The 17,420-nt window shown below is 52.6% G+C and carries 12 protein-coding genes; 4 read left to right on the forward strand and 8 right to left on the reverse strand.

Translation table 11 applies throughout. The features are described from left to right. Positions 1-8: 8 nt before the first annotated feature. The 8 genes from KA369_09245 to panB all read right to left on the reverse strand — a co-directional run bounded on the left by KA369_09245 (position 9) and on the right by panB (position 10,152). Complete coding sequence (locus KA369_09245; protein MBP7736142.1) at positions 9-2,234, reverse strand: hypothetical protein; 2,226 nt, start codon at positions 2,232-2,234, stop codon at positions 9-11. 121 nt (positions 2,235-2,355) lie between these two features. Continuing rightward, positions 2,356-3,036, reverse strand: a complete 681-nt coding sequence (locus tag KA369_09250) for a hypothetical protein (GenBank protein ID MBP7736143.1) — start codon at positions 3,034-3,036, stop codon at positions 2,356-2,358. Between the two features lie 46 nt (positions 3,037-3,082). Then, entirely contained in the window at positions 3,083-3,910 is an 828-nt protein-coding gene (locus KA369_09255; GenBank protein MBP7736144.1) for a 4Fe-4S binding protein, read from the reverse strand. 17 nt (positions 3,911-3,927) lie between these two features. Next, positions 3,928-4,206, reverse strand: coding sequence for a hypothetical protein (locus KA369_09260; protein MBP7736145.1), 279 nt, complete (start codon positions 4,204-4,206; stop codon positions 3,928-3,930). A gap of 351 nt (positions 4,207-4,557) precedes the next feature. Beyond that, the gene (locus KA369_09265) at positions 4,558-5,574 is read right to left on the reverse strand and encodes a hypothetical protein (GenBank protein MBP7736146.1); all 1,017 of its coding nucleotides are present in this window, start codon (positions 5,572-5,574) and stop codon (positions 4,558-4,560) included. Positions 5,575-5,780: 206 nt separating this feature from the next. Continuing rightward, a complete protein-coding gene (locus KA369_09270; GenBank protein MBP7736147.1) occupies positions 5,781-6,638 on the reverse strand; it encodes a helix-turn-helix transcriptional regulator in 858 nt (285 codons plus the stop codon). Between the two features lie 722 nt (positions 6,639-7,360). Then, positions 7,361-9,259 (reverse strand): GNAT family N-acetyltransferase, encoded by a 1,899-nt coding sequence (locus KA369_09275; protein MBP7736148.1) that lies wholly within the window; start codon positions 9,257-9,259, stop codon positions 7,361-7,363. 95 nt (positions 9,260-9,354) lie between these two features. Next, entirely contained in the window at positions 9,355-10,152 is a 798-nt protein-coding gene (gene panB, locus KA369_09280; GenBank protein ID MBP7736149.1) for a 3-methyl-2-oxobutanoate hydroxymethyltransferase, read from the reverse strand. Between the two features lie 199 nt (positions 10,153-10,351). Here panB and KA369_09285 point away from each other — a divergent pair, with 199 nt between their 5' ends. The 4 genes from KA369_09285 (at position 10,352) to KA369_09300 (ending at position 17,353) form a co-directional block, all read left to right on the forward strand. Then, positions 10,352-10,837, forward strand: coding sequence for an AsnC family transcriptional regulator (locus KA369_09285; GenBank protein MBP7736150.1), 486 nt, complete (start codon positions 10,352-10,354; stop codon positions 10,835-10,837). Between the two features lie 489 nt (positions 10,838-11,326). Further along, a complete protein-coding gene (locus KA369_09290; protein MBP7736151.1) occupies positions 11,327-15,145 on the forward strand; it encodes an AAA family ATPase in 3,819 nt (1,272 codons plus the stop codon). A gap of 15 nt (positions 15,146-15,160) precedes the next feature. Next, entirely contained in the window at positions 15,161-15,562 is a 402-nt protein-coding gene (locus KA369_09295; protein ID MBP7736152.1) for a hypothetical protein, read from the forward strand. A 78-nt stretch (positions 15,563-15,640) separates the two neighbouring features. Then, positions 15,641-17,353 (forward strand): hypothetical protein, encoded by a 1,713-nt coding sequence (locus KA369_09300; GenBank protein MBP7736153.1) that lies wholly within the window; start codon positions 15,641-15,643, stop codon positions 17,351-17,353. Positions 17,354-17,420 lie beyond the last annotated feature (67 nt).

A 17,420-nucleotide genomic window follows, 5' to 3' on the forward strand; every position in this document is an offset into this window, starting at 1 on the left:
CCGGCCCGTCATTCATCCTTCCTGCCGGCCATAACGATCTCCTTGAGGCCGTTGGCCTTGTCGGCTATCACGTGGGTGAACTCCTGGAGCCGGCGGCTCGTTTCAGCCACGTCCTGGGCCATTTCTGAGAGGCGCAGGACCGTCCTGGCGTTTTCCTCCATCGACTTTCTCTGTTCCGTGGTCGAGTTCTGGATCGTGTGGGACACCTTCTCCAGCGTCCGGGCCTGTTCGATGATATCGATGATGGTGACGCCAAGGTCCCCCATGGCGTCGGACACGGTGTCGACCTTGCCGGTGATCCCCTTGATCAGGGTGAAGATCGACTCCGCGGACTTACGGGTCTCGGAGAGCATGGTGATGCCGCTGGCTATATCGCCGGTGATCTTCGTCACCTGGTCCGAAATGATTTTTGAATTCTCGGTGGTCCGCGCCGCCAGCTTGCCTATCTCGTCGGCGACGACGGCGAAACCCCGGCCATGCTCCCCGGCCCGCGCGGCCTCAATGGCGGCATTCAGGCTGAGAAGGTTGATCTTGTCGGATATGTCGTCGATGACCGATATGAAGTTGTTGATGGTCTGGCCGCCCTCGTTGATGATATGCATCATGGACATCATCTTCTCGTAGTTCTCGCCGGTGACGTCGGTGGTCTTTTCTATGTCGCTGATGCCGGAACGGACCGCCTCGCTCATGGCCTTCACGGACTGCTGGGTCCCCTTGAGGTTATCGACCATCGCCGAGACCTTCGCCCGCTCCTCCTCCTGGCTGAACACCGAATCCACGATCGACTCGATGGCCGACGTCAGCTCCTCGAAGGAGGCGGACATCTCCTCGCCCAGGGAAGCCTGCTCCATCGAGGTTTCCTGGAGGCGCTTGCCCATCGCCTCCTCTTCCCGGCCGACGTTGAGGAGCTCGTTCGAGGCCATCTGCGCCTGTTCCATGATGCTCTCGAGGTTCCGGTTGCGCTCCTCGATGCTATCCTTGAGCTTGTAGACCTCGATGTTCATGGTCCTGATCTTGTCCGCGAGCCCCAGGGAGAGGAGCACCATCTGGACGGCGCCGCCGAGGGGAACCCCCTGGTGGGTGATGAACGACTCGGGGAGGACGCGCACGGCCTTGAGTATGTAGACGCAGGCGCCCAGTATCAGCGCGCCCCAGGCGATGAGGAAAAACCGGGCCGGCCTGCTCCCCTGGCGCCAGCGGATGACGCCCGTCACGATAAGGATGATGGCGAGCACGAAGGTTACGCCCATGGCCGGTATGACGATGAAGTAATAGGCGGAGTTCCCGAAGAAGGGCGTGAGGGCCCCGGTCAGCGCCAGGATCACGGCGCCCAGGACCGGAAAGACGACGATGGCGCGGTGAAGGCGGGGGACATGGATCTTCGTCTCAAGGAACTTCTGCATGAACAGGGAGCTGGACATCATGACCAGGGAGACGGCAAGGAGAATGCAGTTCATCGACATCCAGCTGAATTTTCGCCATACGAACTCATTGCCGATGCCGTTCTCCGAGACGATGTAAAACAGGAACGAGAAAATGAAAAAGACCAGGTACAGGTAGCTCTCGTCGCGGGACATGAAAAAAATAAAGAAGTTGTAGATCATGATGATGATCATGGCGCCCAGGAGAAGGCCCAGCACGATCTGGTCCTTCCGCTCGCTCTTGATGAACTCGACGGGCGACATGAGGCGCAGGGGGAACACGATGCCGTCCCCGCTCTGGGCCCGCAGGTAATAATGGCGGGTTTCCCCCGCTTTCAGTCTCTGCTCGAACACAAAGGTGCGTCGCTTGACCTCTTTACCCGTAAAGGGCATGGCGCGCCCCTGCCGAAGCTCGGTGAAATCGCCTTTCGGGTCCATTGCGTAGAGCGACACATAATCTATGAGGGGATGGTTCAGCTCAAGAAACCAGTCATTATCCTTCCCCGAGTCATTCTTTATGGCAAACCTTATCCACCAGGCGGATCTCGTCTGGCCGATGTTGGGGACTTCCTCTTTGCTGACGGCAAACCTGCCGCCGTAATCCGGCCCCGCAACCTGTTCAATCGTCAATTCCTTGCCCGGGTCTTCCAGCAGGGAGATATGGCGTCCCGGTATTTCATAGTAGTTACTTTTTGTTGTGATCGTAAAGGCTTCTTCGGCTGAAGCGGGCGCCGCGAGAATCAGCAACAGGGAAAATGCCATCAGCATTCCGGTGAGGGAAATGATGCTTCGCTTCACAGTACTGCGTCTCATAATAATAACCCCTGGAGGTGGGATGTGGTGTTACCCTATGCTACAGACTTGTTACTTTCTATATATTATCGAATCCTTCATCAGGCTCGGGAGCGGCCCCTTCGACCGGCCGCCGGACCGATCAGCGCAGCAGGCGTTCCACGATAAAAAAGAAAAACGCCGACGCTCCCAGGTAAAGGAGCATGACCAGGAACGCCACCGGTACTTTATACCAGTTCTTCTTTTCCTTAATCTGCATAAACGCATACAGGCATGATATGCCCAGTATAATTTCAGGGATGACGATGTAGACGGCGACATGGCCCACCATGGCAACGTTTTGCGCGTACCAGGAGGGGAGCATCCACACGGTCTCCTCGGAACCGGCGAAAATCACCAGCGCCAGAAGGGCCGCGGCCAGGTATCCGGCCCGGGGCGACAGGCGCTCTCCGGCCCTGACGGAAACGTACACGATCATGAAGACGGGGATGGCCCACAGCCCGGCCATGTAGCCGGACACGGTGCCGATTTTGAGAAAGCCGTCTTCCGGGAAAACCAGTATCCCCAGCTGGCGCGAAAGGAACCAGTCCGGGAAAACCTGGAAGACGCTCAGGATCAGGGCGAAAAGCCAGATGTTGATCCAGAGATCATGACCGCGGAGCTTTGCCGTGACCGGCAGGGCGACATTGTAAAGGACCACGAGCAAGAAGAGCTTGATGCCGACCTCCAGCCCCGGGACCAGGAGAACGGGAAGACAGATGACGGAATAGGCCGCGTGAAAGATTATGGCATCGAGCTCTTCGCGTGTTAATGACAGCTTCATGATCGACTCCCTTGAATCATAATTTCAGACTTCTTCCCGAAAGCCCTTATTTCCCGATGCCGGGAATAACGGCAATCTCGCGAATCCGCTCCTCTATCTGCCTGAGGAGCTTTTTCTCGTCCGCCAGCTTCAAGGTTATCGCCTTACTCGGGCACACCTCGACGCAGCGGCCGCACCCCTTGCAATCGGGACCGATGAGGGCTTTCCCGTTTTTCATGGTTATGGCGGCGACGAAGCATTTGTCCACGCAGACCTCGCAGCCGTCGCACTTCTTCGGCTCCACGCGGACGGTGATGCCCGGCAGCTTCTTGTAGGTCTTATCGAGGTTGGGCCCGCGGTCTTTCATGTGGGTCCGGTAAAGGCAATTGACGTCGTCGCAGAAGCATATGAACATCAGGTCCTTGAAGCTGAGCCAGTACGCCAGGGGGTCGATCCACACGTGGGCTATATTGGCGATAAGACCCATTTTTGCCGCGCGGCGGATATGGGCGACAGCTTCCTTTGTCGTTATCCTGCGCCCGTTGGAGGGATTGATCCTTTTTATCGCCGGTCCTAAAACCATGCAGCCGAGGGTGCGCTCCTCCATGGGCCGCTTGTTATGGTGCCGGCATATGCATTCATGAAGTACGAACTTGTCGTCGACTTTCGCCACCAGTTTTTCCAGGGTGGCTCGCGGAAGGGGCACCGACTTGGGAAGATTGATATTGACGCTGATAGGCACGGAAGTCACTTCGTTATAGGGCCTCCGGAAAAAGGGATTTATGATCCATTTCAGAACGGGAACATTGCTGTATTTCTTGCCGGCCTTTATGATCGGCCAGGAGAGCCAGACCATGAAACTCACCAGCTTTTTACCGGGACCATATTTGAACATGATAACCTCTCGGAGAATTATTTGTCTATTATGCCTTTTTTTAGCGGCAGCCACCAGGTGAAGCCGTACAGGAGCGTATTTAACACGACGATCAATATGGGAATCCCCTTATCTCTTCCAATTTTCAATGATACGGTTGGGATCTCAACGATGTGAAGCGCGACAAGGCCGATAAAAAAAATGTGGGACATGAGAAGATCGCCGGGGAACAGGTATCGCCCCAGCACAATGGACAGGGCGTAAAGGACTATTGCCCCGATCATCAGGAAATACCAGAACTTTTTATTTTGGATCATATATCCTCCATTCCAGTAGCTCTCTTATACTATACCCAAGGTACCCATAAAAGTCAAATTGGACAATCGACCAATCGTCATTACCGGTCAACGGGACGGCACTGTCAAGAATTTACCGTATAATTATTCCGGAATCACCGGAAACCGGGGGTACCCATCAGAGGCGGGCCGAAGCAACCTGTAACCATGAAGCTGAATGATAAGAGGTCAATGCCATGTTACCCTGACACCTTAAATTTTTACTCTGACACTATTATTTTCGGAAGCAATTACAAAAAAATATGACAATAATAAATAGAATGGCCCCCTCACAGGAGGGGGCCGGAGCACGTTCCTATCTCCGCGCGGATTTTACGGGGCAAGCTGGGTAACGGCCTTGACCGGGGTGCCGTCGCTCCAGGTCCCCATGTCAAAGGAAAGGGTATCGCACCCGTCCAGGGCGGCGTCCAGGGCGGCCCAGAACACGCGGTAATCGAAGGTGTCCACCTCGCCGTCGCCTCCCAGCATGTCCATGGCCCAGCTTGGCATCCACCCGTCGTCGCAGATGGGGGCCATATGATCGGCCTTCAGGGCCCTGGCGCCGTGATCATCCGTATTATACTGGTATATTACTTTTGAAGGGGAATTGACCAGGGCGTCACGGGCGTCAAATGCCGTTTCGGGCAGGGCGATGGTATCGTCGGAGCCGGTCAGTATGATGACCGGGGCCGTGGTCGATTTCGCCTTCTCTCTGAAATCGAGCTCCGTCACCGTGACAAATACATCGACAAAATCCGGAATATTGGAATAGAGGCAGGGATCGGCCGTAACGATCCTTTTAACGGCCGGGGCAACGGCGTCTCCCTCGTTATCGGACCAGCAGAGGCTGATCAGCCCTCCCAGGGAATGGCCGAAGAGCACCATGTTGCCCCGGTCGGCCTTTGATCCGATCTTATTCAGGGCGTCGTTGACAGAATCGATGGTCCGGTGCATCATGTTGTTCTGATTGTTATCGGTGGCGAGGCCCACCAATCCACCCCTGTTAATCTGCGGGAACAGGACGATATACCCCTGCCTGCACAGGTGCTCGATATGGGCCATGTAGATGTCCGGCGCCATCAGCATCATGCCATGGAGATAGATGACCACCGGCGCGGTGGAGCCGTTCTTCAGCCTGGCCGGGACATAGTACCAGCACCAGTAACCGCTCCATGGATTATACCAGGCTCCCACCCTTCCCTCTGTATAGCTGCTGCATATGTAATTTTCCGCCGAGCCATAGCCGGAGGATGCCTGCCCCGGGGCGGTAATCCCGGCGGCATTGATGGAATCTGAATGCAGCAGAACTATAAGCGCCAATAATCCAAACCAGAGTAAATATTTCTTCATTTTAAATCCTCCCGATCAATTTTTATCGGCCGATAACTATCCGCGCCACTCCGTATCCTGAAAATATTCTTTTTATATGACCGTCCGGTCGGTTTAATACGTTCATTGATATCATACTCCCGAATACCAATGCCAATCAATATTTCAGATTCTGTAAATTTGACGGGGAAAATCAAGAGTCATTTAAAGAGGAGAGCTGCTGTCGATTAGCCCATGGTCAATTCCGCCCGGTACTCGGTGGGTGTCTTGCCGCTGCAGCTCTTGAAGGCCCGGTTAAAGGTCGAGAGGCTGTCAAAGCCCGTTGCCAGGGCGACATCGATGATCTTTACATGGCCCTGCTTTAAAAGCTCCATCGCCTCGCGGATCCTGAGCTCGTTGATGTAGTCATTGATCTTTTTCCCGGTGAACTCCTTGAACTGGCTGCTGAAATAGTTGGGGTTCATGCCGACGGCCGCGGCCAGGCCCTCGCGGGAAATATCTGACCGGTAATTCTCGTTGATGAACGAAAGGATGCTCTTTAATTTTTCCCCGGTGGAATCGGTCACGACCCTCCGCCTGGCCTGATCGGCCTTCGGCTCCCGGACCTGGAGCTGATCGTAGAGGACCTTGAGGCCGATCATCCTCCTCTGGTATTCCCTGGAGCCCAGGACCGCGAAGCCCAGTATCACGAAGGGCGAGACATAGGTCACGGTCAGGAAGGAATACCTGCTCCCGGAGAGGTATAATATCACCTCAAGGATTCCCCCGGCGGAGAGGAGCGACACCAGCGCCAGTATCGCGACGAGCTTGAACCGGTCGGGCCGCGCCCTGTTGATCCTCAGGGTCATGTAGATGGCATAGGGAATGAAAAGGACGATAACGGCCAGGCAATAGGCCGGGTTCAGAAAAAAATTGAGAACGAAATAATTCAGCACAAAGACCGAACCGGACAGTATCAGCACTCCCCCGTGGATGATCCAGGAATATTCATACAGCTCAGCGCGGTACAGGGACTGTATGATTAGCAGGAACAGGACGGCAAAAAACGGGATCGCCATCGTCAGCATCGGCGAGATCATATCCATTGCCACTATTTTATAGGGGGAAAAGAGGGTGATGATATAGGCGGCGTTGAGGAGCTGCACGAGAATCTCGTAGAGAAAAAGCCTGTCGAAGCCATAGAAAAACGTCACGGCAGCCATGAGGAGGATGCTCCCCGCCAGGAGCAGCAGTATGCCGATGGGAAGCTGGTTGAACACCAGGTCATAGAAATTCTTCAACCTGCGGTATTCGACCTTCGGTTGGATATAGACTCCGTCCGGGAGTCCGCCGTATTCGTATCCGAAAACGCCCAGGTACAGGAATAATTCGTTCCTGCCTTTTTTGAGAAGGCCCCGTGGCATCATGAAGCTTTCCGGATAATGAAGATTGGCTATCTCCGCGGGTGTTTTAATATCGATCAGGTAATTATTGATATAAATCGTATAGGTATAATTAATCCTTCCAAGGGTGATACCGTAATACCTGGCGGGATCATCCTCGATGATGAACTCCCCCCTGAGCCAGCAGTATTGGAAGGACCGCTTCGGCTTATAGGGAAGCTGGAATTTTAAGGGCATCCCGATGGATTGCCACCGGTCGCTTTCACGGGCCGCCTCAAGGGACGGGTCCTGGCTGAAAAGCGCTCTCCACTCCGTCACGGCTATCGACTCCGGAATGGCGGGGAAAGCATGAACAATGGACGGTGAAAAAAGAATTATAAGCGCGGCGACTGGGAAAAGATATTTCATAGGACGCACATTATTCTCTACTCCGAGTCGCTGAAGCGCAGCACCAGCTCGAAAACGCCGTCATCCAGCTTCTTTTCGATATCGGGGAACATTTTCTCGAACACGTGGAGCATGGGACGGTTCTCCGCCAGCACCTCCGCCGTGAACCCGAGGAGACCCTCGCGCTTCGCCAGGAGTATCAGGTACCCCAGGAGCTCCGACCCGATCCCGCGGTTGTGCATGTCGTCGCGGACGGCGAAGGCCACCTCCGCGGTGTGGCTCTTCTCGTCCTTGATCATCTGGCCCATGCCGGCGGCGATGTCCTTGCCGCCCTCCTCGACGAAGGCCAGGATGACCAGCTCCCTGGTGTAATCGATCACCACGAATTCCTGCCGCCGCTCGTGGGGCATGTCAAGGCGCGACGACATGAACCGACGCTGGAAACTCTGGTCCGAAAGGGAATAGAACAGGTCCTTGATGATGGTCTCGTCGTTGATGTTCACGGGCCGCATCTTCAGCGCCGTGCCTGACCTGGTCGTCCGGAACGTGGCAAGGTGCTCCGGGTATTCCCCGCGCTTGCCCGGGATAAAGGCCTGGTCCTTGTAAATGAGGTTCTGCTTCTTCGCCTCGTCGATCAGCCAGGGCCTGAACTTCGGGTGGGCGATGGCGATGAGGTCCATGGCCCGCTCGCGGATGTTCTTGCCGTGGATGTAGGCGATGCCGTACTCGGTTACCACGTAATTGATGTCGCCGCGGTTCAGGGTCACGCCGGTGCCCGGATCGAGGAAGGGGACGATGCGCGAGACCTCGCCGCCCCGCGCCGTGGACTGGAGCACCAGGATGGTCTTCCCGCCCGGCGACAGGATCGCGCCGCGCATGAAATCGGCGCTCCCGCCGATACCGCTGAAGAACTGGTTTCCGATGGACTCCGCCGTGGCCTGCCCCGTGAGGTCGATCTGGAGGGCCGCGTTGATGGCCGTCATGTTGACGTTCTGCGCTATCACCAGGGGATTGTTGGTGTAGCTGATCCGCTTGAACTCGATGAACGGGTTGTCGTCGATGTATTCGTAGGTTTCCTTCACGCCCATGCAGAAGGCCGCCATGGTCTTGCCGCGGTCGGTGGTCTTTCTCGAATTGTCCACCACTCCTCTCTTAAGAAGGTCCATCATGGGATGGGTGAAAAGCTCGCTGTGGACGCCCAGGTTGTTTTTTTCCACAAGGCTGGACATGATGGCGCTGGGCATGCTCCCGTATCCCACCTGGATCGTATCGCCGTCATTGACGATGCTGGCGACGTAGCGGCCAATGGTGCGGGCGATCTCGTCGGGCACCTCCGGATTGTACTCCAGCAGCGGCTCATCCTGCATCACGATGAAGCCGACATCCTTGATGCTGATGAAGGTATCGCCGTGAACACGGGGCATGCGAGGATTCATCTGGGCTATGACCAGCTTGGCGTTCTCGATGGCGTCCATGCAGATATCGACGCTGATGCCCAGGCTCACGTACCCGTTCTGGTCCGGGAGCGAGGTCTGGATAAGGGCCACGTCGATGGGGATCATCTTGTTGCGGAAGAGCTGGGGGATCCGCGAAAGGAAAATCGGGGTGTAATCAGCCAGTCCCGTGTTGACGGAGTCGCGGGTGTTATCGCCCACGAAAAAGGAATTGTGCCTGAAATTGGCCCCGAACTTCTGGTCCGAATAGGGCGCGACGCCGAGGGTCCATACCTGCATGAGCTCCGCGTCGACGATAGCCTTGGGGTGCGACTCGGCATACTTGACCAGGGAATGCACCAGGTACTGCGGCTCTCCGCAGGCCGTGCTGATGAACAGCCGGTCCCCCCGGTGGACATGGGAAAAGATCGTTTCCTCGGCTTCGAATTTCTCCGGATACCGCTCCTTCCACATCTGGAAGTAATCGCCTCGCCGTCTGTCCATAGGGCCGTCCTTAGCGAATAATGATGCTTACTATATAACAATATAATAGAAAATTTTCAATTATAATTTTTGGCAGGAAGGCCACACCAGACGAATCAATGATAGGCGTGCTTTTCTTCAGGGAATTTTTTCCCTCTCACCTCGTCATGGTATTCCTGGATGGCTTTTTTGGATATATCAAAGAGGGAAGCGTAGGTTTTCAGGAATTTCGGCCTAAAAGACTCGTCCATGCCGAGCATGTCGTGAAGCACCAGGACCTGGCCGTCGCAGTAGCGGCCGGCGCCTATGCCGATGGTCGGCACCGGTATCATCTCCGATATCTCCTTTGCCAGCTCCTCCGGGACCTTTTCTAAAACCATGGAGCAAACGCCGCAATCCACCAGGATCCGGGCGTCCTCGATGATGGTCTTCCGCGCGTCTTCATCCTTTCCCTGCACCGAGTATCCGCCGAGCTTGTGCACCGACTGGGGGGTCAGGCCCAGGTGGCCCATCACCGGGATTGACGCCTTCACAAGGGCCGTAACGGTCGCGGCGAAATCCCTGCCCCCTTCGAGCTTGATGGCGTTCGCGCCGGTCTCCTTCATGACCCTGCCGGCGTTCCGCAGGGTATCTTCCACGGAAATATGATAGCTCATGAAGGGCATGTCAGCGATGAGAAACTTGGAGGGCACCCCGCGGCGCACGATCTCCGTGTGATAGATGATCTGGTCAAGGGTGACGGCGATGGTGTTCTGGTAACCGGCGATGACATTTCCCAGGGAATCGCCCACCAGGACCACGTCGATATCGGTCTGATCGATGATCTTCGCGAAGGGAAAATCATAACAGGTGATCATCGATATGGGCGTGCCTGCTTCCTTGTATTTTTTAAAATCGTTGATGGTGAATCCCATTGGCGCGGCCGTGTTCGTGGTGCTGCTCATATCATGCCCCCTTGTGGTTTTATCACCCATAAAATAGGAATGGAAGGATTACTTGTCAATAAAAAATATACGATATTCAATAAAATTAATATTGATTTTTACGAATTATGATATATATATGATATTTATATACGATTTACGAGATTCTAACTCAAAAAGGCATCAAAAAATGAAAAAAAACGAACAGGACCCTGCAAAAAAAGAGATCGATAGCATCGATTCGCGGATCATCACCCTTCTCCAGAAAGACGGGAGGCTGTCAAATATCGATATCGCCAAGAAGCTGGATATTTCCGAGGCAACGGTGCGCTCCCGCATCAAGCGACTGATAGACAGCAGGCTCATCCAAATCGTGGCGGTCTGCGATCCGTACCTCCTGGGCTTCGAGATGACCGGCGACCTCTATATCCATATCGAGATGAAGAAGCTGGATTCCGTCCTCAATGAGCTGAAGAAAATGAAAGAGCTCTGGTATATCATCATGACCAGCGGCGAATCGAACATCAACGCGGAGTTTATCGTAAAGACCAGGGAGGAGCTGAGCGACCTGGTGTACAACCGGATCAGCAAGATCGACGGCGTCATCCGGATAGAAACCTCGCTGATTATGAAGTACATCAAGCGGGATTACGGCTATGGAACGGCGTACGATTGACCACTGGATTACAACCTGGCAGACGCTGAAAAACAATCATTATTATCACTGGCATTTCACACTCAGACAAAGATAGTTCAAAAAAGAGTTGCGCGACCGCAGTATTCGTGATTACGCTTGACCATGCCCAAAACACTTGTTGTCGTAAACCGTTTCAACGGCTTTCAGGCGACTATTACCTCCATGGGAGCGACATTAGGGCTTCCCGTGAGTGAGTATATCGGTGTAAAGGGACTGGCTGCCGATCTGAACAGCAACGCCCTCCCGCCTGAGAATGTGGCCCTCCTGGTAATGACCGGTTTTCCGGAACAGCATGATCCGGAAAAATACCGGTTAACAATGAAGTTCATCAATCAACTCCGGAACAAGCCAAAATACTCTGACATACCGGTTTTATTCTTGTCCAATCGGAATGACGATAACCTTGCTGCGGCATGTACCGGATGCGGGGCCACGTACCTGTCCCTCCCGGCCAAAAGGAGTGAAATAGTGGCCTGCGTCAGGGGATTATGCCGGGGGTCAGAGCAAAATAATGACTCCGGACCGATAACTATCGGTGAAAATGACCTGGAATCGGGGTCAGAGCAATCGGAAAGCCAGGCACCGATAACTATCGGCGAGAAAAAAACAACCCTCGAACCGATAACTATCGGTCCCGAAGCCCTAAAACCGGGGTCAGAGCAAGCATTAGAATCGTCACCGATAACTATCGAGCATAAAACAGACCCTTCCCGACCGATAACTATCGGCCCCACCCCCCCAGTACCGGGGTCAGAGCAGCCTAAAAAGCAGTCCGCCGAGTCCGAGCGCCGCCTGGCCACGGTGATGTTCGCCGATATCTCCGGATTCACCGCCATGAGCGAAAAGATGGACCCGGAGCAGGTGACCGGGATCATGAACGGCGTCTTCCGGGAGATGGAAGATGTCATCAAGGCCCATGGCGGCACCATTGACAAGTTCATCGGCGACTGCGTGATGGTCCTCTTCGGTGTTCCCAGGGCCCTTGAAAACGCCCCCCTCATGGCGGTAAATACAGCCATCGAAATGAGGAACACTCTGTATCGCTTTAATAAAGTAAACAACCTGGCCATACCTCTCGACATCCATATCGGCATGAACACCGGCCCGGTCATTGCCGGCCAGGTCGGGGGCAAAGACCGCACTGATTTCACCGTCATGGGAGATACGGTGAATCTCGCTTCTCGCATAGAGGGAGCGTCCGAGAAAGGTCAGATACTGATGGGTCCGGAGACCTACCGTGCAACCCGGGATGACTTTGAATACAGGGCTCTGCCCCCTGTTTCGCTCAAGGGGAAATCCGAACCGGTGCCGACCTTTGAATTGTTATCGGTCATGGAAAAAACGCGCCACACAAGAGGGGGTCAGAGACCTGCACAAACCCGGGGGTCAGAGCAAAAATCGAAAACCGGTCCCGACCGGATGATCTACTCCGAGCTGGTGGGCCGCGACGAGGAGATGAACGACCTCCGCTTCCAGGTAATGAAGCTCATCAAGGGCGAAGGCGGCATCGTCACCATCGTAGGCGAGGCAGGCATCGGCAAGTCGCGACTGATGGCGGAGCTCAAAGCCGATCCGGCCATGAAGCAGGTGACACTGCTGGAAGGACGTGCTGTTTCCATGGGTCGCAGCCTTTCCTTCCACCCCATCATCGACCTTCTGAAAAGCTGGGCCGGAATAGCCGAGGACGATGGCGAGACAGTTCAATTCACGAAGCTTGAAAAAGCCATACGATCAATCCACCCCGACGAGGCGGAGGAGATCATTCCTTTTGCCGGAACCCTCATGGGCATGAAGCTCTCGGGGAAACACGCGGAGCGGGTGAAGGGGATCGAGGGCGAAGCCATGGAGAAACTCATTTTCAAGAATATACGGGAGCTTCTCATCAAGGGTTCAACATTAAGGCCAATGGTTGTATACATTGAGGATTTCCACTGGGCCGATACCAGTTCCATTGAGCTCCTTAGCGCCCTTTTTAAGCTTGTCGATAACTATCGCATCCTCTATATCCTCGTATTCCGGCCCAACTACGTAGATACCAGCGACCGTATCCTCACAACTCTCGCGTCCGATTTCCCTGACCGGTACATGCCAATCGTTATCGAGCCCCTTACGGAGCTGGAAACCCGCGCACTCATAGGCAACTTGATGAACATCAGGGGGCTTCCGCGCCAGATTGAGGAGCAGATCAAGGAACGTGCCGGAGGGAATCCATTCTTTGTCGAGGAGGTGGTGCGCTCCTTCATCGACGAGGGAGCGGTGATCAGGAAAGGTGACACCTTCGAGGTGACGGCGAGAATCCACAACGTCACGGTGCCCCTCACTATTAACGAGGTATTAATGGGACGCATCGACCGGCTCGACGAGGAGACGAAAATCCTGGTTAAGACAGCGTCGGTCATCGGCCGTAACTTTTTCCACAAGATAATTACCGAAGTTGCTCAAAACGTGTCTGATATCGACCGGAGGCTTTCCTATCTTGAGGATATTCAGCTCATCCGTAAACGGAAACGCCTGGACGAGATAGAGTATCTCTTCAAGCACGCCCTGGCCCAAGAGGCGGCTTACGAATCAATACTGATACAGAAGCGAAAGGAACTGCACCTGTATGTTGCGCATGCAATAGAGAGCGTGTTCACGGAGCGACTCCATGAGTTTTACGGTATGCTGGCTTACCATTATAGCAATGGCGACAACCCGGACAAGGCCGAAGAATACATGCTCAAAGCCGGCGAAGAGGCGATGAAGGCGTCAGCAAGCAGTGAGGCATTGGGCTACTATTCAAGGGCGCTTGAACTCTATCGAAATAAATATAAAAACAAATCCGATCCTGAAAAAATCGCAATGATAGAAAAGAATATTGCCCTTGCATATTTCTACCGATCAGACTGGAATGAGTCACTTAAATATTTTCGTCCCGCCCTTGAATTTTACTGGGGGAAATTTCCTCGCAGTCGCTTTGGCTCCGCCACGAAAACAGTTAACTGTATTGCCCATCACCTAATTAGTCTTTACATGCCTTTGGTCAAATGGAAACGCGTTCCTTCGGAACACGATGTTGACAACATTCGTCTTTTCCATAAAATGCTCTATGCGGTTATGCTAACACAGCCCTGGCAATTCTTTATTAATACATATTATTTCTGGAAATACTTCTCCCAATTTAATTTCAGGCTATTTGAATTTGGTGTTGGGATTCTTGCTACGAATAGTGTGCTTTTTTCTTATACGGGGATTTCATTTTCAGTAAGCAAAATGAGTCTTAAGCTCGCCGAAAAAAATATTAATCCTGACAATACCATCAGTATTTTATATTATACATTGAGTTCAACCATTTTTAATGTATTATCGGGAAATTGGATAGATTTACCTGCCACTGATGATTTGGTTAAAAATGGAAATGATATCGGTGAATATATCAATACTGCAAGCTTGTTATTTTTTGAATCATTGTTAAATGCTGAACGTGGTAATTTTAGTTGTTGTGATTCAAAAATAACAAAATTAGAAGAAATATATCTTCAATATTCTTTAAATTCCGCAAAAGATGATCTGTTCTGGATCAAATCAAAATTACTACAAATAAAGAATAAAACAGGTGATTGTGCGATCATTAATGAAGGAATAAATCATATTCGAAAACATGGATCCGAAATGAATTTTCTTATATCACTTTATTCAGCACAATCATATACATCTTTATTGAATGGGAAATTGCTCGACGCACAACGCCATATTACAGAAGCAGATTCAATTTATAATGAATATGAAACGGTTCCAATTATAACATCTGATTATTTCATTACTAAACTCATTATTGCACAGCAATTAATGGAGCATTATAATATTGTTGGTGATATTGATAGCTTTCGCAAGGAGAAACAGATGGCATCGAGATTTCTGAAAATAATGATCCGGCATGCACGCAAAAATGCTTTATGCAGAACGAGGGCTTATAGAGTTATTGGAACTCATTTCTGGCTGCTATGCAAAAAGAAGAAATCCATTCGCTGGTGGAAGAAAACTATTTACGAAGGCGAACGCCTCGGCGCCCGTCCCGAACTCTCCCGCACCTACTTCGAGGTCGGCAAGCGCCTCCTTGAAAAGCCCCTCACGGAAAAACACGCCCGCCTCCAGCCGAAGGCCCGCGTTCTGGCAAAAAAAATCATCGGCCTCACCCCGGAGGAATGCCTCGAAAGGGCCAGGACCATGTTCCAAGAAATGGACCTCCAGTGGGACCTGGAACAACTGGAGACATTGCTTAACAATATAAAAATGCAAAACCATTAAGAGGGGGATACCATCATGAACAGATCAGCGTATTACAAGAACCTTTTTCTTATTGGCGGAATATGGAACATTGCAGCGGCATTCCCTGTCTGGCTGGGTGGCATTCTTATGCCGGAATTTTCCTTCGGCTTTTTCGGCATTAATCCTCCCGCGGTCCTCTTTCCCTACCACGCTATGTTCTGGTTTATCATAGCCTTTGGCATTGGCTACCTTATAGTAAGCCGTGACATCACAAAAAATCACGGGGTCGTAGTGATCGGAATTACGGCAAAAACATTGTTCTTTATCGATTGCGTCATAACCCTGGCTTTGAATCAGGCCAATGTACTGCTGCTCCTGGTTGGAACCGTAGATATGATCTTTGTCAGTCTGTTCGTGGAATTTCTGCTTTCAGTGAGGAAAGGATTGGTGAAATAATCACACATCAACGTATTCCCCGATCCCGCTGCGAAAAGGACCGGGTCCATGTTCCGCGAACAAATGAGGAGGTGACGGATGAAATCAATCTTCATGAACCTGACCATCGATTGCGCCAATTGCCGCCTGCCCATGCCCGTCAACGGGGCTTATGAAACGATTCTATGCCCATCCTGTCTCAAGGAAACGGCGACACCGGTGGAATTCTGGCAGTACATAGTGAAATCCCAATTGATGCAGGCGCTTTCCATGAATGCTGAAACGGACACGGGTGCCACGGGCATGAGCGCGGGAGTCGGCTCCTTCAGCATGACCTACGGCAACCGGAATCCCCGGTGCCAGAAATGCAATACCCCGTGGCGCATTGATGACCTTGTCAACATGTTCGAAAGCGGAAAAACGGAATTCCTATGCACCAGGTGCAATACCGGCTGGAGCATCCGCAAGCCGCCGGAATGGTTCAACCGGGTCATGCTGTACGCGAGCTTTATAGTCGGGGAAACAGCGGATGAATCAGCGATACAATCCGCCCATGAAAACACGGGCATATCGATATTCTGCTACAATTGCGGGGGATCGCTCCCCCTCGACGGCTCGAGCCGGACCGTGAAGTGCAAAAACTGCGGAAGTGACTTCCTGGTGCCTGACGACGTGTGGCGGAGGCTTCACCCCGTCACCGTTTCCTATCCCTGGTTCATCCTTATCGATCTCAACGAAGGGGAAACGATCCTTCCGTATGAAATCGGGGATTTCTACGATCTTGCGGGAATGCCTAATGATGATATCGTTTTATTGTACCAGGAAGGGGAGGATTATTGTCTCGGGAGGGCGGACCAGGTCGGCAAATTCCGATGGCTGGAAAAAAACTTTGAATGCAGGTCATCGGCTCGCCTTTTCTACGCGGAGAAGATGAACAGGCTCTGGGTCGTTGACCAGGACATCGAATCGGTTAACATCTTTGACGCGGAAACCGGAAAAAAGGAGCTCACTATTAATAATGAAGATCATGATCCGGACCTGATATCCGTAATAAAAAATTGGGACAACACAGCCCTGTGTCATGATAATACCATGCTCGTATATCGCCAGTGGATGGATGAACCTCCCCCCCAAAAGAGCCTGTGGCGGAAGCTGAAGCCCGGAAGCCGCACGTTAACCCCGGAAGAAATCGTCAAAGAAAACTTCGGAATTGCCGAAATCCGCCGTTTCAATTCCGAGGGAAAGCGAATCCCCCTCTGGCCGGGCTTCAGGGATGAAGAACTTGATCATGAAATGCCTGATTGGGATACCCTCCATGATCAGCCGGCCCTTCCACCCCATGGCGCACAGATGGTGGCGGGTCCTGACGGCTCCCTCTACATGGTGGAAAAGGACGATATATTTTTCGCCAGGTTTGACAGTACTGGGAAATTCCTCGGAATGATGAAGCCTTCCCAGAAGGCGGTGGGCAGCATAGTGGACTGCGATGTCTCGGGAGACGGGTCTCTTTTCATTCTTTTTTATCACCGGAAAACAATCGGGGGATTGGACTGGTCCCATGTGGCGAAGATCGGAACCGACGGTTCGTTCCAGGTGCTCGCCGGCCCCCATGCGCCGAAAAACAATTTCACCTTCGGATCAACGGTAAAAAAAATGTCCGTCACTGGCCGGGGAACCATACACCTGTGCGAAGAGGATTTCAATAATCTGCGAATATTGAATCCCGACGGATCTCTCCTGTGGCGAAGCCCCGGCACGATATTAAATGAAGAAGATATAATTAATGAATTAAAAGAAGCCCGCAAAGGATAGACTGATAAACCGTAAAGGGGTTGGGATGATTCAATTTATTTATTGACGCCGCCGATCCTCTCTGATC

It is taken from the genome of Spirochaetota bacterium (assembly GCA_017999915.1).
GTDB lineage: Bacteria > Spirochaetota > UBA4802 > UBA4802 > UBA5550 > RBG-16-49-21.

Excerpts from the sequence above, each read along its gene's own strand:
- KA369_09245 (MBP7736142.1), bottom strand. The coding sequence starts at position 2,234 with ATGAGACGCAGTACTGTGAAGCGAAGCATCATTTCCCTCACCGGAATG.
- KA369_09250 (MBP7736143.1), bottom strand. The coding sequence starts at position 3,036 with ATGAAGCTGTCATTAACACGCGAAGAGCTCGATGCCATAATCTTTCAC.
- KA369_09255 (MBP7736144.1), bottom strand. The coding sequence starts at position 3,910 with ATGTTCAAATATGGTCCCGGTAAAAAGCTGGTGAGTTTCATGGTCTGG.
- KA369_09260 (MBP7736145.1), bottom strand. The coding sequence starts at position 4,206 with ATGATCCAAAATAAAAAGTTCTGGTATTTCCTGATGATCGGGGCAATA.
- KA369_09265 (MBP7736146.1), bottom strand. The coding sequence starts at position 5,574 with ATGAAGAAATATTTACTCTGGTTTGGATTATTGGCGCTTATAGTTCTG.
- KA369_09270 (MBP7736147.1), bottom strand. The coding sequence starts at position 6,638 with ATGGATATGATCTCGCCGATGCTGACGATGGCGATCCCGTTTTTTGCC.
- KA369_09275 (MBP7736148.1), bottom strand. The coding sequence starts at position 9,259 with ATGGACAGACGGCGAGGCGATTACTTCCAGATGTGGAAGGAGCGGTAT.
- panB (MBP7736149.1), bottom strand. The coding sequence starts at position 10,152 with ATGGGATTCACCATCAACGATTTTAAAAAATACAAGGAAGCAGGCACG.
- KA369_09285 (MBP7736150.1), top strand. The coding sequence starts at position 10,352 with ATGAAAAAAAACGAACAGGACCCTGCAAAAAAAGAGATCGATAGCATC.
- KA369_09295 (MBP7736152.1), top strand. The coding sequence starts at position 15,161 with ATGAACAGATCAGCGTATTACAAGAACCTTTTTCTTATTGGCGGAATA.
- KA369_09300 (MBP7736153.1), top strand. The coding sequence starts at position 15,641 with ATGAAATCAATCTTCATGAACCTGACCATCGATTGCGCCAATTGCCGC.